Here is an 18,237-nt window from a genome sequence, read left to right as displayed (position 1 = left end):
CTACGCACGGAGACGGAATATATCTTTCTCACACGTATTATTCAGTTTCTTCTGTCGTATGCGGTCTGACGGAGGGTGTTCCAGACTGCGACGACCCGGGAACTTTCCGAGAAACATTGCCGTTGTATGAGTGTGTGAATTTATTACGTACTCTCATCAGTTGTAGCTGACTCCCTGCTCCCGACGATTGCACCGAGGGCGACACCGAACACAGCACCGACTGAAGCCCCAAGCACCCCAAAAAGCAACGCTCCGAAGATCGCACAGAATATCATCGGCAACAGGACATCAATCGGACGTGGTCCTGAATCCCCATCCGAAGTAGAGGCGCTCATATTTATCCACTTAGCAGCTTATGATATATACCATCTTCACTGACGCTCCGCACAACCGATTGGCCACCGCCGAATAACCAAAAAATCACTCCGGCTCGTCGAGCTACTCGTTCTGTCGCGCCTCGACGACCATCACGGGCACGTCAGTCGAGCGGAGCGTCCGCTCGGTGACGCTCCCGAGCAGCGCCCGCCGGACGCCCGAGCGGCCGTGGGATCCCATCACGACGAGGTCGATGTCGTTGCTCTCGGCGTACTCCTCGATCACCGAGTGGGGCTTGCCCGAGGCGACGTGTTCGACGACCTCGATCCCGCGATCGTGGCCGCGGTCGGCGACGATGCCGGTGGCCGACTCGGCGCGCTCGCGGACCTCGTCCATCTCGCCCCAGTTGCCCTGCTCGATCCGATCGAGCTGTTCGGGGCCGAGACTCAGGCTCATCGAGTCCGTATCCACCACGTACAGCGAGTGGAGTTCGGCGTCGTAGGTCTCGGCCAGATCGAGGGCGTGATCGAGCGCTACCTCGGCCGTGTCGCTGCCGTCGGTCGGAATGAGGATTTTCTCGTACATTGGTCTTAGTCGTCCGCGGGCGCGTCACCGCCGTCGGTAGCCACGACGTCTTCGGCGGTTCGGTGCTGGCTCATCGGTTCGGGGCTGTGACACTGCCGGACGACGCGCTTTGTCTCCATGTCGGGCTCTTCGGTCGCCATCGAGACGGCGATGGTGACGACGAACACGATCGGAACGGCGATCAGCGCGGAGCCGATCGCGGGCACCCACTGGGCGAGCGCCGCCGAGAACGGCCCCTCGACGCCGCCGAGGTAGTTCGGCAGCACCTCGTTGATCATCGGAATCGTCCAGATCGTCAGGCCGGTCGTCATCCCGGCGAGCGCGCCGGCACGGTTCGTGTTCTCCCACCACATGCCGAGGAAGAACATCGGGAACAGCACGGCGCCGGCCAGCGAGAACGCGTACGACACCAGCGCGGCGATCGGCGCCGCGGGGTCGAGCGCGGCCAGCGTCGTGATGACGCCGAGCGCGATGATGCTCAGGCGACCGACCAGCACTTGCTGGCGCTGGGTGGCCTCGGGGTTGATAATGTTCGTATAGATGTCGTGGGAAATCGCCGAAGAGCCGGCGATGAAGAGTCCGGCGGTCGTCGCAATCGCCGCGGCGATTCCGCCGGCCGCGATGAGGCCGACGAACCACTGCGGAAGGTTGGCGAGCTGGGCCGCCAACACGACGATCACGTCACCGGCCGCGCTGGTCATGCCGCCCTCAGTGGCGTACACGGCACCAACCTGTTCGCCGTAGAGGTCGGTACCGAACGCCGCGAACGCCGGGGCGCTCCAGTACAGCAGGCAGATGAAGAACAGCCCCCACACCGTCGACCAGCGGGCAGTGCGCTCGCTCTCGACCGTGTAGAATCGCACGAGGACGTGTGGCAGCCCGCAGGTCCCGACGACCAGCGAGAAACACGTCGCGATCCAGAGGTAGTACGGCTCGTTGACGAACGGCTCGCTGAACTCGTTCCCGAGTTCGCTGATCAGCATCCCGTACTCGAGTTGGGGCAGCAGCGTCGAGTACCCCTGCGTGAAGCCCGTGACGAACAGGCCGGCGAGGAACGCGACGATGAGGATGACGTACTGGACGGCCATGTTCTTGGTCGCGCCCAGCATCCCCGAAATCGTCAAGTACCCGACTGTGATCGCCATCATCAACACGACCATCGACTGGTACCCCGAGAGGCCGGGGAGGCCGATGTCGCCGAAGATGTACAGGCCGACCAGACCCATGCCGCGGGCTTGACCGATGGCGTAGACGAACCCGATCAGGAACGTCGTGATCGCCGCGATGGCCCGCGCGCCGTCGGAGTTGAATCGGTCGCCGACGAAGTCCGGTGCGGTGTACTTGCCGAACCGGCGGAGCTGGGCGGCCATGAAGATGAGCAGGATGAAGTAGCCCGTCGTCCAGCCGACGACGAACGCGAGGCCGTAGAAGCCCGACAGCGCGATCAACGCCGCCATCCCGAGATATGACGCCGCCGACATCCAGTTGGCGCCGATCGCCATCCCGTTCTCGACGTTCCCGATCGAACGGCCGGCGACCCACATGTTCTCGGTGTCGGCCACGCGGAAGACGAATCCGATGGCCAAGAACAGCAGCAACATCCCGAGCACGATTATCGCCGGGAGCAGCTTGAACGAGACGTTCAGCCCCTCCGGCAGTAGCCCGGTCTGTAAGACGGCACTGGGAAGCGTCATTCGTCACCACCTCCGGCGGACTGCTCGTCGGTCGGTCGCCCGCCGTCGGCCGCCGCGACGGCTTCGTCGCCCGCACTCTCGACGGACGTGTGTTCGATGCCGTACTTCTCGTCGAGCGCGTCGCGCTTGCGCGCGTACCACAGCGAGAGTATCAGCGCTCCCGTCGGCGCGCCGAACGCGACCAAGAAGTAGTGCCACGGGAAGCCGAGCAGCGGCATCTCCGTCGTCATGACGCCGGGGGCGAGTCGCGTCAGGGTCACCGGACCGAAGACGACGACGGCCCAGATGACGAACCCGGTCCAGACGATCTTGAGGTGATCGCGCATGAACGGCGTGCTCGGGTTCAGCAGGTTCACTTCGCTGCTGAGATAGTCGGTTCGTTGGTGGTCCTGTGCAGCCTGCGTGGCGACGCCGCCGTCGCTGGCAACCGGGGCGTCGCCGTCGTCGGTGTCTGTGTCTGATGTCATTGTCTGAGTCCGGGGTCTGGTCAGTCGCTCTGTACTTTCTGCTGGATGTCGTCGACGATGCCGGGGTTGCGCAGCGTCGACGTGTCACCCAGCTCCTCGCCGTTCGCGACCTCTTCGAGGAGTCGGCGCATGATCTTGCCCGAGCGCGTCTTGGGGAGTTCCGGCGTGAAGACGATCTCCTCGGGGCGGGCGATCGGGCCGATAGCATCCTCCACCCCCTCGACGACGCGCTCGCGGAGCTCGCCGTCGCCGTCGGTGTCGCCCTCGGTGATGGCGTAGACGTAGACCGCCTCGCCCTTGACTTCGTGATCGCCGCCGACCACGGCGGCTTCGGCGACGCCCTCGACGCCGACGACGGCGGATTCGATTTCCATGGTCCCCAGCCGGTGGCCCGAGACGTTCAGCACGTCGTCGATCCGGCCGAGCACCGTGATGAAGTCGTCCTCGTCGATCTTTGCGCCGTCTTCGGGGAAGTAGATCCACTCGTCGTTGTCGGGGTCGGAGTACTCCTCCCAGTACTCCGAGACGAACCGCTCGTCGTTGCCGTACACCGTCCGAAGCATGCCGGGCCAGGGCTTCTGAACGGTGAGGTGGCCGGCCTGTCCGGGGTCGACTTCCTCCTTGTCCGGATGGATGACTTTGGCGTCGATGCCCGGTAACGCCGGCCCGGCTGAGCCGGGTTTCATCTCGTTGATCCCCGGTAATGTGGTGACCATCATGCCGCCGGTCTCGGTCTGCCACCACGTGTCGACGACCGGGCAGGACTCGTCGCCGATGTGCTTGTAGTACCACTTCCACGCCCGGGGGTTGATCGGCTCGCCGACCGTCCCCAGCAGGCGCAGGCTAGACAGGTCTCGACTGGCGGGGTACTCCTCGCCCCACTTCATGAACGCGCGAATCGCCGTCGGCGCCGTGTAGAAGATGTCGACGGCGTTGCGCTCGATGATCTCCCAGAGCCGATCCTTGTCGGGGTAATCCGGCGTCCCCTCGTACATCATCGTCGTGGTGCCGAGCGCGAGGGGACCGTAGACGATGTAGGAATGCCCCGTGATCCACCCGATGTCGGCCGAACACCAGTACGTGTCTTCGGGCTTGATGTCGAGGACCGACTGGGCCGTCCACGCCACGTAGGAGAGATATCCTCCCGTGGTGTGCTTGGCGCCCTTGGGTTCGCCCGTGGTGCCGGAGGTGTACATCAGGAACAGCATATCCTCGGCGTCCCGCGGGACCGGCTCGACCCGCTCGCCGTCCTGGGCAGCGACCAGCTCGTCGTAGTCGTGCTGATTGTCCGAAAGCTCGTAGGGCTGCTCGTCGCCGAGGCGGTCGACGACGACGACGTCCTCGACCTCGTGTTCGACGCCCGCGAGCCCCTCGTTCGCCTTCTCGATGTGGTTCAGTGCGTCGCCGCGCCGGTAGTAGCCGTCGCAGGTGACGAGATACTCCGAGTCGGCCGAGTTCATCCGGGTCGCCAGTGCGTCGGCCGAGAAGCCGGCGAACACGACCGAGTGGGGCGCGCCGATGCGGGCACACGCCAACATGGCGATCGGTAGCTCCGGGATCATCGGCATATGCATCGTCACCACGTCGTCCTCTTCGACGCCGAGGTCGCGCAGCGCGGCGGCGAACTCGTTGACCTCCCGGTAGAGGTCCTGATACGTGTAGATGCGCTCCTCGCCGAGTTCACCCTCCCACCGGATCGCCGCCTGATTCTTGCGGCCGTTCTCGACGTGCCGGTCGACGCAGTTGTACGCCGCGTTCAGCTCCCCACCGACGAACCATTCGTAGAACGGCGCGTCTTCCTCGACCAGTACGTCGTCCCATTCACTCTCCCAGTCGAGCAGGTCGGCCGCCTGCTCCCACGCATCGGGCCAGTTCTCCTCGAACTCCTCGTAGATGCCGGGGTCCGAGACGTTCGCCTGCTCGACGAACTCCTCGGGCGGCTCGAACGAGTCCTGTTCTACCAGCCGTGCTTCGAGTTGTACGTCTTGATCGCTACCGTCTCCCATGTTACGAGATATCAATCAGGAACGTTGGTGGTAAATCCTCCATCTAGCTGTACTAAACTGCGAGCGCGATCAACGGCGCCGAACAGAGAGTAGCCTCGGACTCATAACGGCGTAGACAGGAGAACGACCGGTTGAGACGGACGACGGCAGCCACCGGGACAAACCGGATGTCGAACTGTCGTCACTCGCCGCCGACCGAGCCCTCCAAAAACGTCGCAAGCAGTGCGCGCTGGCCCTTCCGAAGATGATTGTGCAGCGTCGGTGAGGAGACGCCCATCGAGTCGGCGACCTCCTCGGCAGTGCTGCCCCGCGGCCAGTCGAAGTAGCCCGCGTAGTAGGCCGCTCGCAGCGTCGCCTCCTGTCGATCGGTCAGTTCGTCGTCGATGCCTTCCCGGAACTCACGAACCGTCCGGACGGGGCGTTCGACATCGTGCTTGCCGACGAGTTCGGTGTCGGGAAACGCCGTCCGGACGCCCTCAACGACGGCTCGCAGGTCGGCGTCCTGTGCGACTTCTGCGAGCAGTCGGGCCTCGCCCGATTCGATGACGGCCTCGCTGATCGTTGCGCCGTAGGCTGTGAGGGTCAACAGCGGCGAGTCGCCGCCGACGACGAACTCCAGCAGCGCGCCGTCGTCGTGGGTCTCGACCAGTCGGACCTCCTCGACGCCGCGGTGCTCGACCGCGTGGTCGAACACGTCGGCCGGCGGGGCGTCCTCGACGGCGACGTAGAACAGCAGCGACGACGCCGAGACGGGGACGATGGATTCGAGTCGGAACGTACAGTCCAGCCGGTCGGAGGCGTCGACGAAAAACGCCGCCTCGTCGCGGCACCAGAACTCCAGTTCGACGACGGCGTCGGACAGCAACAGCGTTCGGCGCTGGATCGCGGTGACGGCGTGGCCGATTCGGCGACCGAGCTCTGCCAGTTCGGTGCGCTCCCAGTCGTCGGGGGTGCCCCGGTCGGTACCGACGACGAGGACGCCGTAGGTCGTCTCGCGGTGAGACAGCGGAACGGCCGCAAGCGCGTCGATGCCGGCAGCGATCGGGGCATCGTTCAGTTCGGCCGGGTCGGCGTCCAGTTCGGCCGTACACACGGCGTCGTCGCGCATCGCCTCGATCCACGGCGGCGACTCGCCGTCGAGGCGCTCGATCAGCGCGTCGATGTCGTCTTGTTCGATGCCAGCGCGGGCCGTCGGGGATGACTGCTCGGCGACGAGGTCGCTCGTGGCGGTCCACGCGAAGGCGTACTCCTCGCCGTCGACCAGTCGGTCGCAGACGGCCGCTTCGAGGTCGTCGCGATCCGAGGTCGCAAGCACCGCCTCGTCGGCGGAGCGAATCCGCTTGCGGACGTTGCGGCGTCGGTCCAGTCGCTCGGCGCGCTCGCGCAACTCGTCCTCCCGGCGCTTGCGGTCGGTGTGGTCCCACAGCACCATCGTGTACCCGGAGAGTTGGCTATCCTCGCGGTGGGTCGCCAGCACGGTGCGCGCCCAAAATCGCTCGCCGTCGGCGTCGAAGCGCCACCCCTCGGCTTCGTGACCGCCCGACTCCGCAGCGGCGTCCAGATGGTCGCGGGACCGGCCATCGTCCGCGTAGACGGTCGATAGGTGGCGTCCTGAGAGATCGTCGCGCTCCTCGCCGTCGGCGCCGTCGAGCCACCGCTCGACGTAGCCGTCGGGATCGAGTCGGACGAGCGCTCGGGCGGCCGAGTCGGCCAACAGCGAGCGCGCGATGCCGGCGTCGAACTCCGTCGCGCGGGCGGGAGACTGCGACGAGCGGTCGGACGACGCCGATCCGGAACCGGCGGCAGCGGGGCCGTGATCGGCGCCAGCGAGCGCGTCGGCGATCGCCGCCTCGCCCGGTGCGTCGAGCAGGCGGTCGAAGCTCGACAGGCTCTCCCATCCACCTGCGGCCAACACGACGCGAGGATCGACTGTTTCCTCGACCAATAGTGTGCGTGCGAAATACGAGCGCAGGTCGCTCGCAGAGACCTCCGAGAGGCGGTCCGCACCGGCTTCGTCGGCGGCCTCGGAAACGAGCATCTGGACCCGGCGCGCGGAGACGCCGATCACGGGCTCGTCGTCCGCGATGCCGTCGCTCCGGACGTACCGATCGAGGGCGCGCCGCAGATCCGCCGAGACGTAGGCGACGCGGCTCCGTTCGCCCTCCGCGGTGCGCACATCGAGCAGTGCTCCCGACGAGTCGCCCGGCGCCGGACGGAGATCTTCGGGTCGCAATCGGGTGATCTCGGCGACGCGAAGGCCCGACTCGCCGAGCAGGCGCACGATCAGTGCCTTCCGATAGGTCTCGGCGCGCTCGACCAGTCGGCGGTAGTCGTCCCGCGACAGCGTGGCGTCGTCACCGATACGCTTCATCGCGGCCATCTTTCGCTATACTTCGAGAGTGGGAAGTTAAACGTTCGCACCGTAGTCGATACGAACGAAGATCTCGAACGTATTAGGGCAAACAGGCCGAGAAATGCCCCAATGCCAGTTTCGTATTTCGAGAAGATGGCGAAATACCGTGCTCAGTCCTCACGAGCGGCCTCCTTCAACTCACCGACGATCTCCGGGTTCCGGAGCGCGCTGGTGTCGCCGAGGGGCTCGCCGCGCGCGATGCTTTCGAGCAGGCGGCGCATGATCTTGCCCGAGCGTGTCTTCGGCAGCTCCGTGGTGAACACGATGCGGGCGGGCGCGGCAAACTCGCCGACGTCGCGCTCGACGTTGCCGACGATCTGCTCGCGGAGGTCCTGATCTCCGGTCCGGCCGCTCTCGGTGCTAACGTAGGCGAACACGTCCGAGCCGCCCGCGCCGGCGCCGACGACCACCGCGGCCTCGGCGACGCCCTCGACGTCGACGATCGAGGACTCGACCTCCATCGTCCCGAGCCGGTGGCCGTCGACCGACAGCACGTCGTCGATCCGGCCGAGGACGGTGACGTAGCCGTCCTCGTCGATCATCGCGCCGTCGCCGGCGTCGTAGCGCCACCCGCCGTCGCTCTGGTCGCTCGTCGGCGCTTCGTCGGGATGAGTCCAGTACTCCTCGATGAAGCGCTCGTCGTCGCCGTGGAGCGTCCGCACCATCCCGGGCCACGGGCGCGTGATCGAGAGGTAGCCAGCGGCGTCGTCCTCGACCGGCGCGCCAGCGGCGTCGACGACTTCGGTATCGATGCCGGGCAGCGGCGGCCCGGCGGAACCGGGCTTCATGTCGTCGACGCCGGGGAGCGTCGTGACCATCATGCCGCCGGTCTCGGTCTGCCACCACGTGTCGACGATCGGGCACTCGCCGCCGCCGACGTGTTCGTAGTACCACTTCCACGCCCGGGGGTTGATCGGCTCGCCGACCGTCCCCAGCAGACGCAGGCTCGACAGGTCGTGGCGTTCGGGGTACTCAGCGCCCCACTTCATGAACGCCCGGATCGCGGTTGGGGCGGTGTAGAACACGTCGACGGCGTTGCGCTCGACGATCTCCCAGATGCGATCCCGGTCCGGGTAGTCGGGCGAGCCCTCGTACAGCATCGTCGTGGTGCCGAGCGCGAGTGGGCCGTAGACGATGTAGGAGTGGCCCGTGATCCACCCGATGTCGGCCGAACACCAGTACGTGTCCTCGGGCGTCAGGTCCAGCACGGATTGGGCCGTCCACGCGACCTGCGCGAGGTAGCCACCCGTAGCGTGCTCGACGCCCTTTGGCTCGCCCGTCGTGCCGGAGGTGTACATCAGAAACAGCAGGTCTTCGGCGTCGCGCGCGACCGGTTCGACGACAGCGCCGGCGTGCTCGGCGAGCAGGTCGTGGTAGTCCCGCGAGTCGCCGTCGACGACGTGGGGCAAGGCGTCGCCGAGCCGGTCGACGACGACGCTGGTCACGTCGTGGTCGACTTTCAACAGCGCGTCGTCGGCCTTGCTCTTGAGATTAAAGGCGTTCCCGCGGCGGTAGTAGCCGTCGCAGGTGACCAGAAACTCCGACGCCGAGCGCTCGATGCGCGTCCCGAGCGCCTTCCCCGAGAGCCCGGCGAACACGACCGAGTGGGGCGCGCCGATTCGGGCACACGCCAGCATGGCGATCGGTAGCTCGGGGACGACAGGCATGTACAGCGTGACGATGTCGCCCTCCTCGACGCCCAGCTCACGCAGCGCGGCGGCGAACTCGTTGACCTCCCGATACAGGTCCTGATACGTGTACGTACGCGTCTCGCTGAGCTTTCCCTCCCACTTCAGTGCGGCCTGATTCTTGCGACCGTTTTCGACGTGGCGATCGACGCAGTTGTACGACGCGTTCAGCTCGCCGCCGACGAACCACTCGTAGAAGGGGGCGTCTTCTGCGACCAGTACGTCGTCCCACTCGCTGTCCCAGTCGAGCAGGTCGGCCGCACGCTCCCACACCTCGGGCCAGTTTTGCTCGAACTCGTGGTAGATGTTGGGATCGGTGACGTTCGCCTGTTGGACGAACTCGTCAGGCGGTGCGATCCGGTCGGGGCCATCGAGGCGCGCTTCGAGATCCGACCTGTCAGTCATTCACATGGGACTCCCCCGCGCTGAAAAATAAGTGTTCTCCCGATCCGGGTGGGGCGGGCGGTTTCGGGGTCGAGTCACGCGCCGAGTGCTCGTCGATACCACTTCGACGAACGGTGCATCTTTACCCGGCGCTCGCCTACCGCCGAGCGATGCAGGTGGTCGGCTACGAGACGGCGGCGTCGCCCGACGAGGAGGCCGCGCTGTTGCTCGCCGAGGGCGACGGCGGCGTCGAACGGCGGGCGCTGACACCGGGCGACGAACTCGCCTACCGCCTCGGCGACCGCCACTGCGCGGGGACGATCCACGACGGCGGGCACGTCCCCTGCGACGATGCCGACGCGCCCTACTGCGACGCCCATTCGAGTACGTGGGTCTGTGCGCGCTGTACGGGCACCTGTCTGAAAGACGAGATGGACTGCTACGAGGAGCACGCAGTGTATCTGGCGGCCTTCGCGCCGGACATTTTCAAAATCGGCGTGACGCGGTCGTGGCGCCTCGACACCCGCCTGCGCGAGCAGGGCGCCGATCGGGCCGCCCACCTCCGGACGGTCTCGAACGGCCGGATCGCCCGCGAGATCGAAGCCGAACTCGCCGCCGATCTGACCGACCGGGTGCGCGTACCCGAGAAGATCGCCGGACTCGGCCGTCCGGTCGACGCCGACGACTGGCAAGCGGTGCTTGCGGACCTCGATCACGTCGAGACGTTCGAGTTCGACTACGGACTCGACTTGCAGAGCCAGCCCGTCGAGGAGACGCTCGCGTCCGGGACGATCAGGGGAGTCAAGGGGCGCGTGCTCGTGCTCGACACGGGCGGGAGCACGTACGCGGTCGACCTGCGCGACCTCGTGGGCCACGAGCTCGAATCGGGGACGGTCGAGCGCAATCTCCAGTCGAGTCTCGGCGCGTTCGGGGAATGAGCTACTCGATTCGTAGCGGCACGTCGTGCTCGGCAAGCAGATCGCGCATGCGTTCGGCGCCGGCCTCCGGTTCCCACCCATCGAACGTGTAGTGGCGATACGGGTGGGTGAGCCAGGAGTATTCGCGGTGGGCGAACAGTTCGACGGTGCCGGGCGCGTCGCGGATGAGAGTGACGTGCAGTTGCTTCTCAGCGAGCGGCGACTCGCGGCGGGCCCAGCTTCCCGCCGAGAGACGGCCGTCGGAGCGTCGCTTGAGCGACGCGATCGGCTCTCGCTCGAACTCCATACGCCGAAGGGCCTCGCGCACGTCGTCGAGGGGGCGCGGGACAGTCCCGACGTACTCGGCCGGATCGAGGGTGCAAACCGCGAACCCGCCGAGGGGCTCTTTGATCCGGTGGAGAGTCGGCAGAACCCGGCGCCGAAGTCTGGTGACGCGATCGACGGGCAGGGACCGGGAGTCCGATCTGGGAATACTCACAGGTTGGAGAGGCTATTGATATTACAAGAATGTTGCGAACATGTTAACTATACACGTACAGACCTATCGGGATAGTAACTGTCGGTACGTATCGGAGTAGCCGCAAGTTTGTACCGTCTATCGGTACCGAGCCGGTCGGGACACCACTGCAGCAGCTATTTGTGCTGACCGGGCGTGTGGCATCGTATGCGACAGTCGAGCTACCGGTATCTTGGACTCCTCGATCTGGTGCTCGTGGCGGCGCTCGTCGGCGTCTTCGGGCCGGCCGCGCTGACAACGAGCGTGGGCGTACCGGCGATGGCCGTCGCGGGGATGTTGGCGTTGCTGGCCGGCGTCGTCGCGGAACTATCAGTCGGCACTGTCACAGTTACGTGGCGGCACCTCATCGGCGCCTCCTACGCCCTGTTCGCGGTCGCGGTACCGGCGGTCTACGCACCCGTCGTCCTCACGGGATCGGCAGGGGGAGAAGAGCTTCTGCTGTTCGTCGTCTCGACCATCGGTGGACTGTCCTTGCTGTTCTACGGCGTCGACGTTGCCCGCGGTGGTCGACACTTCGAGGTCGAATCGAACGTCGAGCGGTCGATCGGCGTCTGAGACGGCGACGGCGGGCCGGTCGATCAGCCCTCGTAGCCGGCGTAGTTCATCAGTTTCGAGAAGATGTCGGTGTCCATCGCGGACTCGTAGACGATGCCACCGACCATCCCGCCGGGGTAGAAGTTCCCGTTCATCGCGTGGCTGACCTTGTGGCAGTGCATCAGGTAGATGCCCGGATCGGCGTCGGCCTCGAACTCGACGGTCTTGCGCTCGGCGGGCGCGATGTTGACCACGTCCTGTTCGTACTGGGCGGCCTCGGGGACCTGCGAGCCGTCCTTCTCGACGACCCGGAAACGGTGGTTGTGCGTGTGGATCGGGTGGCTCATGTACCCGTTGTTTGCGAAGTGGATACGGACGGTGTCGCCTTCGGAGACGATCACCGGCGAGCCGTCTTCTGGGTGGAGCGTGCGAGGTGCGGACTTGCCGTTGATCGTGAACACGTCAGGGGAGCGGTTTCGCGGGCTGTAGCTCACGTCCTCGCCGGCGAACTGGCGGTTGAGCCGCGAGTCCCAGTCTTTGAGCGTCATGAACAGCTCTCGGTCGGCCGGCTCGTACCCCTCCGGATCGACGCGGAAGAAGCCGTACATCCCCATATCGATATGACGGTGGGTTTGGTAGTGGCAGTGATAGAGGTGCGTTCCGGGGACGTTCGCGGGGATCTCGTAGGTGTGTTTCTCGCCGGGATCGACGCGGATGCCCGTCGTCGTCGGGACGCCGTCGTTCTCCCACGTCTTGCTGACGCCGTGGAAGTGGACGGTGTGGGGCATATCGCCGTCCGTGTTGTCGAAGGTTACCTCCATGTCGTTGCCCTCGGTCGTCCGGAGGATCGGACCGGGGACGCTGGGGTCGCGGTCGTCGGCCTGAAACGCCCACACGCGGGGGAGTTCGACGGGACCGCCCATCGTCTCGACGGGGTGGGGCTGGTGGACGGCGGTCTGGGAACTGAGCGTCACGCTTCCGCCCTGCTCGTCGACCTGCACGACTTCGGGGGGACTGGTCGTCGGGAGATCAGTTTCGGACTGCTGGAGTTGCGGGGACGATTCCTGACTCGGTGCCGTACAGCCCGCCAGCGCGAGCGCGCCGGTGCCGCCGGTCGCCGCCACGAACTCGCGCCGCGAAATGTCCGATCCGGGTGCGCCGATGTTGTCGCTCATTGTGTACACCTCGACGTAAGAAGACCCAGAATATAACGGGGAAAACTGGTTCTCAACCAGTGGGAACGCTGCGAACATGTTCGGCCGGCAGCGGTCAGCGCTGCTCCGGCTCGGTAAGGCCGGCTTTCGAGCGCTCAGACCATGAAGACCGGCCGGTCCGTCGACCTGATGACGCGGTCAGTGACGCTGCCGACGTTGTTCGGCCGGCGGTGGGAGTGGCCCTGAAAGCCGATGACGATCACGTCGGCGTCGACCGCGTCGGCGTATCCGACGATTTCGGCGTCCGGGCGACCGTGACGCACCTCACCGACGGTTTCGATGCCGTCGTTGTCGGCGCGCTCTGCCACGTCGTCGGTGAGGTCCTGTCCGCGCTGTTCGAGTTCGTCGAGGACGATCTCGGCGCTGCTCAGCGCCGGCTCGCCGTACCTGCTCGTGTCGACCACGTACATCGTGTGGATCGTCGAATCGTACTCGCGGGCCAGCGAGAGCCCGTGTTCGATCGCACGATTGGCGGAGTCGCTGCCGTCGGTCGGGATCAGTATCGTGTCGTACATGGCGCTCGTGCGAGGCTACCACGACATCACAGAAGTACGTGGAGGCGTCAGTGGAGTGAGCTTCCGCTGTTGAAACCTACTGTATCACGTCATTTTATACTGATAGGTAAATAAATGCTACATACCATGTCTATCGACCTATTATTCGTCTTCGGCGCTGCCATCGCCGTGCTCGTTGCCCTCGTCGGCGGCTACGTATACGGCACGTACAACGCTAGCCAGGCAGAGCTACGTATCCTATCGATCGACCAAGTATTCGTCATCGGAGTTGCCATCTTCGTGGCCTTCACCCTCGTCGGCGGCTACACGTACGGTTCATACACCGCTGACGCAGGTGAGTACGACCGCGGCTACAGTGAGGGCTTTGACAAGGGCCTCAATATCAGCTACGAAAGCGGGTACAACGCCGGCTACGACGCTGGCTACGCCAACGGAACGGAAGCCGGCTACGACGCCGGTTACGATGACGGATACCAAAACGGGACGGATGCTGAATTCGGACCCTCGGCTGGACCGTCGGGAACGTCGGGGCCGAGGCGAACGTATCGGCATTACCCGGCCGTCAACAGTGGCGAAAACATCCTATTCTAAGAGCGTCATCGAAGCCGCTCACACCTTCGTGATCCCGCCGTCGACGACCACCGACGCGCCGGTGACGTAGCTCGACTCCTCGGACGCCAGAAAAGCGATGACGTTCGCAAGCTCCTCGGGGTCGCCCTGCCGCCCGAGCGGAATCGACGCGACGGCGGCTTCGATCTCCTCGTCGCTCGATACTCGCTGTGCGGCGCCGGTGTCGATCATCCCCGGAACGACGGCGTTGATCGTGACCCCGTCGGGGGCGATATCGAGCGCGGCGCTGCGGGTAAACCCGACCATGCCGGCCTTGCTCGCCGCGTAGTGGGCGAGGTTGCCGGCCCAGCCGACGCGGCCGCCCGAGACCGACGAGACGTTGACGATCCGACCGTAGCCCTGCTCTCGCATCGCCGGAAGCACGGCCTGCGTGCAGTAAAAGGCGCCCGTCAGGTTCACGTCGATCACGTGTTGCCAGTCCTCGGCCGTCATCTCCGCGAGATCGATTGCGGGGAAGATGCCGGCGTTGTTCACGAGCGCGTCGATCCGTCCGAACTCCTCGATCGTCTCCTCGGCGGCGGCTTCGACCGCGGCCTCGTCGCTCACGTCCACGTCCAGCGCCAGCGCGGACTGGCCGCGCTCTTCGACCGCCGCTGCGACAGCCTCGCGCTCTTCGACCACGTCGGTGACGACGACATCCGCGCCGCGGTCGGCCAGCCGCAGCGCGGTCGCCTTGCCGATCCCCCGCGCCGCACCCGTCACCATCGCCACTCGATCGGTGAAGTCTAGCATACGTTCCAGACTGCCACGGCGGGGGCCGTATATCCGGGGTGTGGGGCCGTCGCGAGACGCCGGAGTCGGGGGTGACACCGCCGGCTTGGCGAACCAGCGCCGCCCGGCCCGATCTAGCGAACCAGCGTCACCCGGACCGGCGAGCGAAACGCGACGGCCTCGGTGACGCTCCCGAGCAGGATTCGGGCGCCCTCCTCGCGGCCGTGGCTTCCCATCACGATGGCGTCGACGCCCTCTCGTTCGGCGTAGTCGACGATGACCCGGCGCGGGTCGCCGACGCTGGTCTCGGTCTGGACGGCGGCGTCGTGCTCGTCGGCCGTCGACTCGATGTCCTCGAACAGGTCCGACTCCAGTTCGCGGGCGCGGTCCATCCACTCGTCGGAGCCGTGGAGCGGCTCGGCATCCGGATCGAGATCGACCGGGTAGCTGTAGCCCGGCTCCGTCGGGTCGATGACGTGTAGTGCGATGATCTCGGCGTCGGTATGTTCCGAGAGCGCGACCTCCAAAGCGTCGAACGATAGCGGCGAGCCGTCGACGGGAACGAGGATCGTGTCCGGCATATCCGAGCGTACCACGGGCGCACACATAAGCGTCGGATCGACGCCGACGGACGGGTCGCCGACCCCGTTGGGCGTCAGCCGCGCCGAGCCGGCACAACCTATTCGTGTCGTCGCGGTGTCGTCTCCACTATGCCCTGGCACGCCCTGTCCGCCCTCGACGACGCGCTGACCGCGAGCAAGAAGCTCCTCCTGCCGTTCTCGCTCCGCCGGTGGCTCACGCTCGCTATCGTGGCGTTTTTCGTGTCGGGCGCGACGGCGTTCGAGCCCAACCCCTCGTTTTCGTTCGGCGACGGCGCCAACGGTGCGGCGCCGGGCGATCCGGTCTCGATCGTGAGCGATGGGCTCTCTGTCGGCCAGTTGCAGTTACTCGTCGCCGTCGTCGCGGTGGCGCTCGTCGTCGGCGTCGTGCTGACATACGTCGCGGCGGTGATGGAGTTCGTCTTCGTCGACATCGCGCGCGAACGCGAGGTACGCGTCCGTGATCGGGTCGGCCAGCACACCGACGCCGGCGCGTCGCTGTTTCTCTTTCGCATCGCCGTGGGCCTGCTCGTACTGGCGACGGCGTTGACCGCGCTCGGCCTCACCATCGTGACCGGCGGGCTGTTCGTCCTCGTGCTCCTCTTGCTGTCGCCCGCGCTGGTGCTGATCGGCATCGCCCTCTGGCTCGTCTTGCGATTGACGACCGACTTCGTCGTCCCCATCATGCTCGCCGAGGGGATCGGCGTCCTCGACGGCTGGCGCACCTTCTGGCCCGAGCTGCGCGCCGAGTGGCGCCAGTACGGCGCCTACGCGCTCGCACGAATCATTCTGGGTGGCGTCGGCGCCACCGTCGCGGGCATCGGGTTCGTCACGGTCGCCGTCGTGCTGGTGATCCCCTTCGGGGCCGTCGGTCTCGGCGGCGCGATCCTGTTCGCGCAGGTGCTCGGGCTGAACGTCGTCGGTTTCGCCATCGGGGCGATCGCCGCCACGCTGTTTGCCCTCTCGGTGCTCGTCGTCGGGACGACGCTCGTGCAGGTGCCGATCCAGACGTACCTCCGGTACTACAGCCTGTTCGTCCTCGGCGGCGTGACGCCGGAGTACGACCTCGTCGCGTCGATCCGCGAGGAGATCGAAGCACAGGACGGCGCCGACGTTGACCTGCGAGACGCCGAAGAAGGGGCGCGCGATGCCGACGGCGAGGGGGGAGACGAGACGTTCGACGGCGACGATCGGTAATCGCCGGAGCAGTATTTCCTCGCTCGCGCACAACCGGACGTACTTTATCCGGGTGGACGTTCTACGTGGCGTCGAATGCACACCGACGAGACGTACGATTACGACGTTGCGGTAGTCGGCGGCGGCCCCGCCGGACTGACGACGGCGCTGTACTCGGTTCGGCTCGGGCTCGACACGCTCGTGGTGAACCGGGGCGGCGGCCGGGCAGCCATGATGCAGGACACCCACAACGTCATCGGCGTCACGGAGGACGTAACTGGCAACGAGTTCCTCCAGACGGCGATCGAGCAGGTCCAAGACTACGGCGGCGAGTATCGACAGGGGTTCGTCGACGACGTGCAGCCGCTGTCGGACGCCGACGCCGGTGCGGACGACGGCTTTCGCGTCACGACCGGCGACGAGACGGTCGACGTACACAGCGTCGTGCTGGCGACGGGCTTTTCGGACGTTCGGCCTGATCCGCCGCTCCCGCGAACCGGGCGCGGGCTCCACTGGTGTCTCCACTGCGACGCCTACATGTTCGTCGACGAGCCCGTGTTCGTGATGGGCACCGGCGACTCGGCGGCCTACGTGGCGATGATCATGCTGAATTTCACCGACGACGTGGATCTGCTGACTCGCGGCGGCGAACCCGAGTGGAGCGACGACACCGACGAGATGCTCTCGAACCACCCCGTCGACGTGGTCACCGAGGAGGTCGCCGGCATCGAGAACGGCGACGACGGCTGGCTGGAGGCCATCGAGTTCGAGGACGGCGAGGTCCGCGAGTACCGCGGGGGCTTCCCGATGTACGGCTCGGACTACCACGCCGACCTCGCCGACAGTCTCGGACTGGAGCGCGAGGACGACGGCACCGTCGCCGTCGACGACCACGGCCGCACCTCCGTCGACGGCGTCTACGCGGTCGGCGACCTGACGCCGGGGCACAACCAGATCCCCGTTGCGATGGGCGAGGGCGCGAAGGCGGGCATCGCTATCAACATGGATCTCCGGGCGTTCCCCCGCGACACTGACGAAATCGAGGAACGCGGCCCGGTCGGCGAGGACGAGGTGCCGGCGATGTCGCCGGAGCTGGTCGAGACCGCGATCGCACACGAGGGCCACGCCGGCGGACCGCGCCGCGACGCCGAAGCCGAAGCCGACGACGACTGATACCATGACAGACGATACCGACGCCGTTCCGGAGTACGATCCCGACCGGCCAGCCCCGCTCTCGACGGCCGACGAACTCGACGCGCTCGTCGCCTCCGAAGACCTCGTGCTGGTGGAGTTTTACACCAGCGGCTGCTCGATCTGCCAGTCGATGGAGCCGATCCTGAGCAACGTCGCCCGCGAGTCCGACGCCGTCGTGGCGACGATGAACCCGCGGGACGACCCGCCGCTGGTCGAGGAGTACGACGTACGTAGCGTCCCGCTGTTGTTGCTGTTTTCGGAGGGCGAACTCGTCGATCGGCTCGCTGACGGCTTCGTCGAGACTGATCGCTTGGTCGAGTTCGTCGGGCGAGAGGAGTAGGCCGGTCGCTCAGGCGTGCTCGATCTCGACGCGCCACAGATCGGCGTCGAGTTGCGTCGTCTCGTGGCTGTACCCCTTCCGTTCGAGCACCTCGTACAGCGGCACGGGCTCGAAGCTGTTGAGCAGCGTCAGCGTTTCGCCGGGCGAGAGGTCCTCGACGGCCGCCATGATGTCGCCGAAGGGCTCGCCGTCGATCTCCCGAACGTCGAGGGTAGGGCCGCTCTCCGAGGGTTCGAGGCTCATACGTGCTGTGACGGCTGGTAGCCGAAAAGCGATTCTCCCGATCACGTTCGGCCGTCCCGATCCGTGGCGTCTCC

18 protein-coding genes are annotated in these 18,237 nt (G+C 66.1%); 6 read left to right on the top strand and 12 right to left on the bottom strand.

The window, feature by feature from the left end; translation table 11 throughout:
- Window positions 1-438 precede the first annotated feature (438 nt).
- The 6 genes from CRO01_RS01185 to acs (CRO01_RS01160) form a co-directional block, all read right to left on the bottom strand.
- Complete coding sequence (locus tag CRO01_RS01185) at window positions 439-900, bottom strand: universal stress protein (RefSeq protein WP_097007298.1); 462 nt, start codon at window positions 898-900, stop codon at window positions 439-441.
- 5 nt (window positions 901-905) lie between these two features.
- A complete protein-coding gene (locus tag CRO01_RS01180) occupies window positions 906-2,594 on the bottom strand; it encodes a VC_2705 family sodium/solute symporter (protein WP_097007297.1) in 1,689 nt (562 codons plus the stop codon).
- A complete protein-coding gene (locus CRO01_RS01175; RefSeq protein ID WP_097007296.1) occupies window positions 2,591-3,061 on the bottom strand; it encodes a DUF4212 domain-containing protein in 471 nt (156 codons plus the stop codon). The genes CRO01_RS01180 and CRO01_RS01175 overlap by 4 nt, the downstream gene beginning before the upstream one ends.
- 20 nt (window positions 3,062-3,081) lie before the next feature.
- Window positions 3,082-5,067, bottom strand: coding sequence for an acetate--CoA ligase (gene acs, locus CRO01_RS01170; RefSeq protein ID WP_097007295.1), 1,986 nt, complete (start codon window positions 5,065-5,067; stop codon window positions 3,082-3,084).
- Window positions 5,068-5,248: 181 nt separating this feature from the next.
- A complete protein-coding gene (locus CRO01_RS01165) occupies window positions 5,249-7,447 on the bottom strand; it encodes a bacterio-opsin activator domain-containing protein (RefSeq protein WP_097007294.1) in 2,199 nt (732 codons plus the stop codon).
- 143 nt (window positions 7,448-7,590) lie between these two features.
- Entirely contained in the window at window positions 7,591-9,573 is a 1,983-nt protein-coding gene (acs, locus tag CRO01_RS01160) for an acetate--CoA ligase (protein WP_097007293.1), read from the bottom strand.
- Between the two features lie 149 nt (window positions 9,574-9,722).
- On the opposite strand from acs (CRO01_RS01160), the gene CRO01_RS01155 reads away from it, so the two are divergent.
- Entirely contained in the window at window positions 9,723-10,490 is a 768-nt protein-coding gene (locus CRO01_RS01155) for a DUF2797 domain-containing protein (RefSeq protein ID WP_097007292.1), read from the top strand.
- 1 nt (window position 10,491) lies between these two features.
- Here CRO01_RS01155 and CRO01_RS01150 read toward each other — a convergent pair whose 3' ends face one another.
- Entirely contained in the window at window positions 10,492-10,968 is a 477-nt protein-coding gene (locus CRO01_RS01150; RefSeq protein WP_097007291.1) for a hypothetical protein, read from the bottom strand.
- A gap of 186 nt (window positions 10,969-11,154) precedes the next feature.
- Here CRO01_RS01150 and CRO01_RS01145 point away from each other — a divergent pair, with 186 nt between their 5' ends.
- Entirely contained in the window at window positions 11,155-11,562 is a 408-nt protein-coding gene (locus CRO01_RS01145) for a hypothetical protein (protein WP_097007290.1), read from the top strand.
- Between the two features lie 23 nt (window positions 11,563-11,585).
- On the opposite strand, the gene CRO01_RS01140 is transcribed toward CRO01_RS01145, so the two are convergent.
- Window positions 11,586-12,716: a multicopper oxidase domain-containing protein gene (locus tag CRO01_RS01140; RefSeq protein ID WP_097007289.1), complete on the bottom strand. Its 1,131-nt coding sequence runs from the start codon at window positions 12,714-12,716 to the stop codon at window positions 11,586-11,588.
- A 134-nt stretch (window positions 12,717-12,850) separates the two neighbouring features.
- A complete protein-coding gene (locus CRO01_RS01135) occupies window positions 12,851-13,270 on the bottom strand; it encodes a universal stress protein (RefSeq protein ID WP_097007288.1) in 420 nt (139 codons plus the stop codon).
- A 126-nt stretch (window positions 13,271-13,396) separates the two neighbouring features.
- Here CRO01_RS01135 and CRO01_RS01130 point away from each other — a divergent pair, with 126 nt between their 5' ends.
- Window positions 13,397-13,861: a hypothetical protein gene (locus CRO01_RS01130; RefSeq protein ID WP_097007287.1), complete on the top strand. Its 465-nt coding sequence runs from the start codon at window positions 13,397-13,399 to the stop codon at window positions 13,859-13,861.
- An 18-nt stretch (window positions 13,862-13,879) separates the two neighbouring features.
- On the opposite strand, the gene CRO01_RS01125 is transcribed toward CRO01_RS01130, so the two are convergent.
- Window positions 13,880-14,632 (bottom strand): SDR family NAD(P)-dependent oxidoreductase, encoded by a 753-nt coding sequence (locus tag CRO01_RS01125; protein WP_097007286.1) that lies wholly within the window; start codon window positions 14,630-14,632, stop codon window positions 13,880-13,882.
- Between the two features lie 113 nt (window positions 14,633-14,745).
- On the bottom strand, window positions 14,746-15,192 hold the full coding sequence (locus CRO01_RS01120; RefSeq protein WP_097007285.1) for a universal stress protein: 447 nt from the start codon (window positions 15,190-15,192) through the stop codon (window positions 14,746-14,748).
- Window positions 15,193-15,321: 129 nt separating this feature from the next.
- Between CRO01_RS01120 and CRO01_RS01115 the strand changes: the two genes are divergently transcribed.
- From CRO01_RS01115 to CRO01_RS01105, 3 genes are all read left to right on the top strand, one after another.
- Complete coding sequence (locus CRO01_RS01115) at window positions 15,322-16,407, top strand: DUF7544 domain-containing protein (protein WP_097007284.1); 1,086 nt, start codon at window positions 15,322-15,324, stop codon at window positions 16,405-16,407.
- A 75-nt stretch (window positions 16,408-16,482) separates the two neighbouring features.
- Window positions 16,483-17,559 carry an NAD(P)/FAD-dependent oxidoreductase gene (locus CRO01_RS01110; RefSeq protein WP_097007283.1) on the top strand — a complete coding sequence of 359 codons (1,077 nt, stop codon included), beginning with the start codon at window positions 16,483-16,485 and terminating at the stop codon, window positions 17,557-17,559.
- 4 nt (window positions 17,560-17,563) lie between these two features.
- Complete coding sequence (locus tag CRO01_RS01105; RefSeq protein WP_097007282.1) at window positions 17,564-17,920, top strand: thioredoxin family protein; 357 nt, start codon at window positions 17,564-17,566, stop codon at window positions 17,918-17,920.
- Window positions 17,921-17,929: 9 nt separating this feature from the next.
- Here the strand turns inward: CRO01_RS01105 and CRO01_RS01100 are convergent, their stop codons facing one another.
- Window positions 17,930-18,163 carry a DUF2249 domain-containing protein gene (locus CRO01_RS01100; RefSeq protein ID WP_097007281.1) on the bottom strand — a complete coding sequence of 78 codons (234 nt, stop codon included), beginning with the start codon at window positions 18,161-18,163 and terminating at the stop codon, window positions 17,930-17,932.
- Between the last annotated feature and the right edge of the window lie 74 nt (window positions 18,164-18,237).

The organism is Natronoarchaeum philippinense (assembly GCF_900215575.1).
Classification (GTDB): Archaea; Halobacteriota; Halobacteria; order Halobacteriales; family Natronoarchaeaceae; genus Natronoarchaeum; species Natronoarchaeum philippinense.
Note: the sequence above shows the minus strand (reverse complement) of the source record. Positions and strands in the feature narration are given on the sequence as shown.

What these genes read in the sequence shown, in the direction of transcription:
- CRO01_RS01185 (WP_097007298.1), bottom strand. Translation starts at nt 900, where the DNA reads ATGTACGAGAAAATCCTCATTCCGACCGACGGCAGCGACACGGCCGAG.
- CRO01_RS01180 (WP_097007297.1), bottom strand. Translation starts at nt 2,594, where the DNA reads ATGACGCTTCCCAGTGCCGTCTTACAGACCGGGCTACTGCCGGAGGGG.
- CRO01_RS01175 (WP_097007296.1), bottom strand. Translation starts at nt 3,061, where the DNA reads ATGACATCAGACACAGACACCGACGACGGCGACGCCCCGGTTGCCAGC.
- acs (WP_097007295.1), bottom strand. Translation starts at nt 5,067, where the DNA reads ATGGGAGACGGTAGCGATCAAGACGTACAACTCGAAGCACGGCTGGTA.
- CRO01_RS01165 (WP_097007294.1), bottom strand. Translation starts at nt 7,447, where the DNA reads ATGGCCGCGATGAAGCGTATCGGTGACGACGCCACGCTGTCGCGGGAC.
- acs (WP_097007293.1), bottom strand. Translation starts at nt 9,573, where the DNA reads ATGACTGACAGGTCGGATCTCGAAGCGCGCCTCGATGGCCCCGACCGG.
- CRO01_RS01155 (WP_097007292.1), top strand. Translation starts at nt 9,723, where the DNA reads ATGCAGGTGGTCGGCTACGAGACGGCGGCGTCGCCCGACGAGGAGGCC.
- CRO01_RS01145 (WP_097007290.1), top strand. Translation starts at nt 11,155, where the DNA reads ATGCGACAGTCGAGCTACCGGTATCTTGGACTCCTCGATCTGGTGCTC.
- CRO01_RS01140 (WP_097007289.1), bottom strand. Translation starts at nt 12,716, where the DNA reads ATGAGCGACAACATCGGCGCACCCGGATCGGACATTTCGCGGCGCGAG.
- CRO01_RS01135 (WP_097007288.1), bottom strand. Translation starts at nt 13,270, where the DNA reads ATGTACGACACGATACTGATCCCGACCGACGGCAGCGACTCCGCCAAT.
- CRO01_RS01130 (WP_097007287.1), top strand. Translation starts at nt 13,397, where the DNA reads ATGTCTATCGACCTATTATTCGTCTTCGGCGCTGCCATCGCCGTGCTC.
- CRO01_RS01125 (WP_097007286.1), bottom strand. Translation starts at nt 14,632, where the DNA reads ATGCTAGACTTCACCGATCGAGTGGCGATGGTGACGGGTGCGGCGCGG.
- CRO01_RS01120 (WP_097007285.1), bottom strand. Translation starts at nt 15,192, where the DNA reads ATGCCGGACACGATCCTCGTTCCCGTCGACGGCTCGCCGCTATCGTTC.
- CRO01_RS01115 (WP_097007284.1), top strand. Translation starts at nt 15,322, where the DNA reads ATGCCCTGGCACGCCCTGTCCGCCCTCGACGACGCGCTGACCGCGAGC.
- CRO01_RS01110 (WP_097007283.1), top strand. Translation starts at nt 16,483, where the DNA reads ATGCACACCGACGAGACGTACGATTACGACGTTGCGGTAGTCGGCGGC.
- CRO01_RS01105 (WP_097007282.1), top strand. Translation starts at nt 17,564, where the DNA reads ATGACAGACGATACCGACGCCGTTCCGGAGTACGATCCCGACCGGCCA.
- CRO01_RS01100 (WP_097007281.1), bottom strand. Translation starts at nt 18,163, where the DNA reads ATGAGCCTCGAACCCTCGGAGAGCGGCCCTACCCTCGACGTTCGGGAG.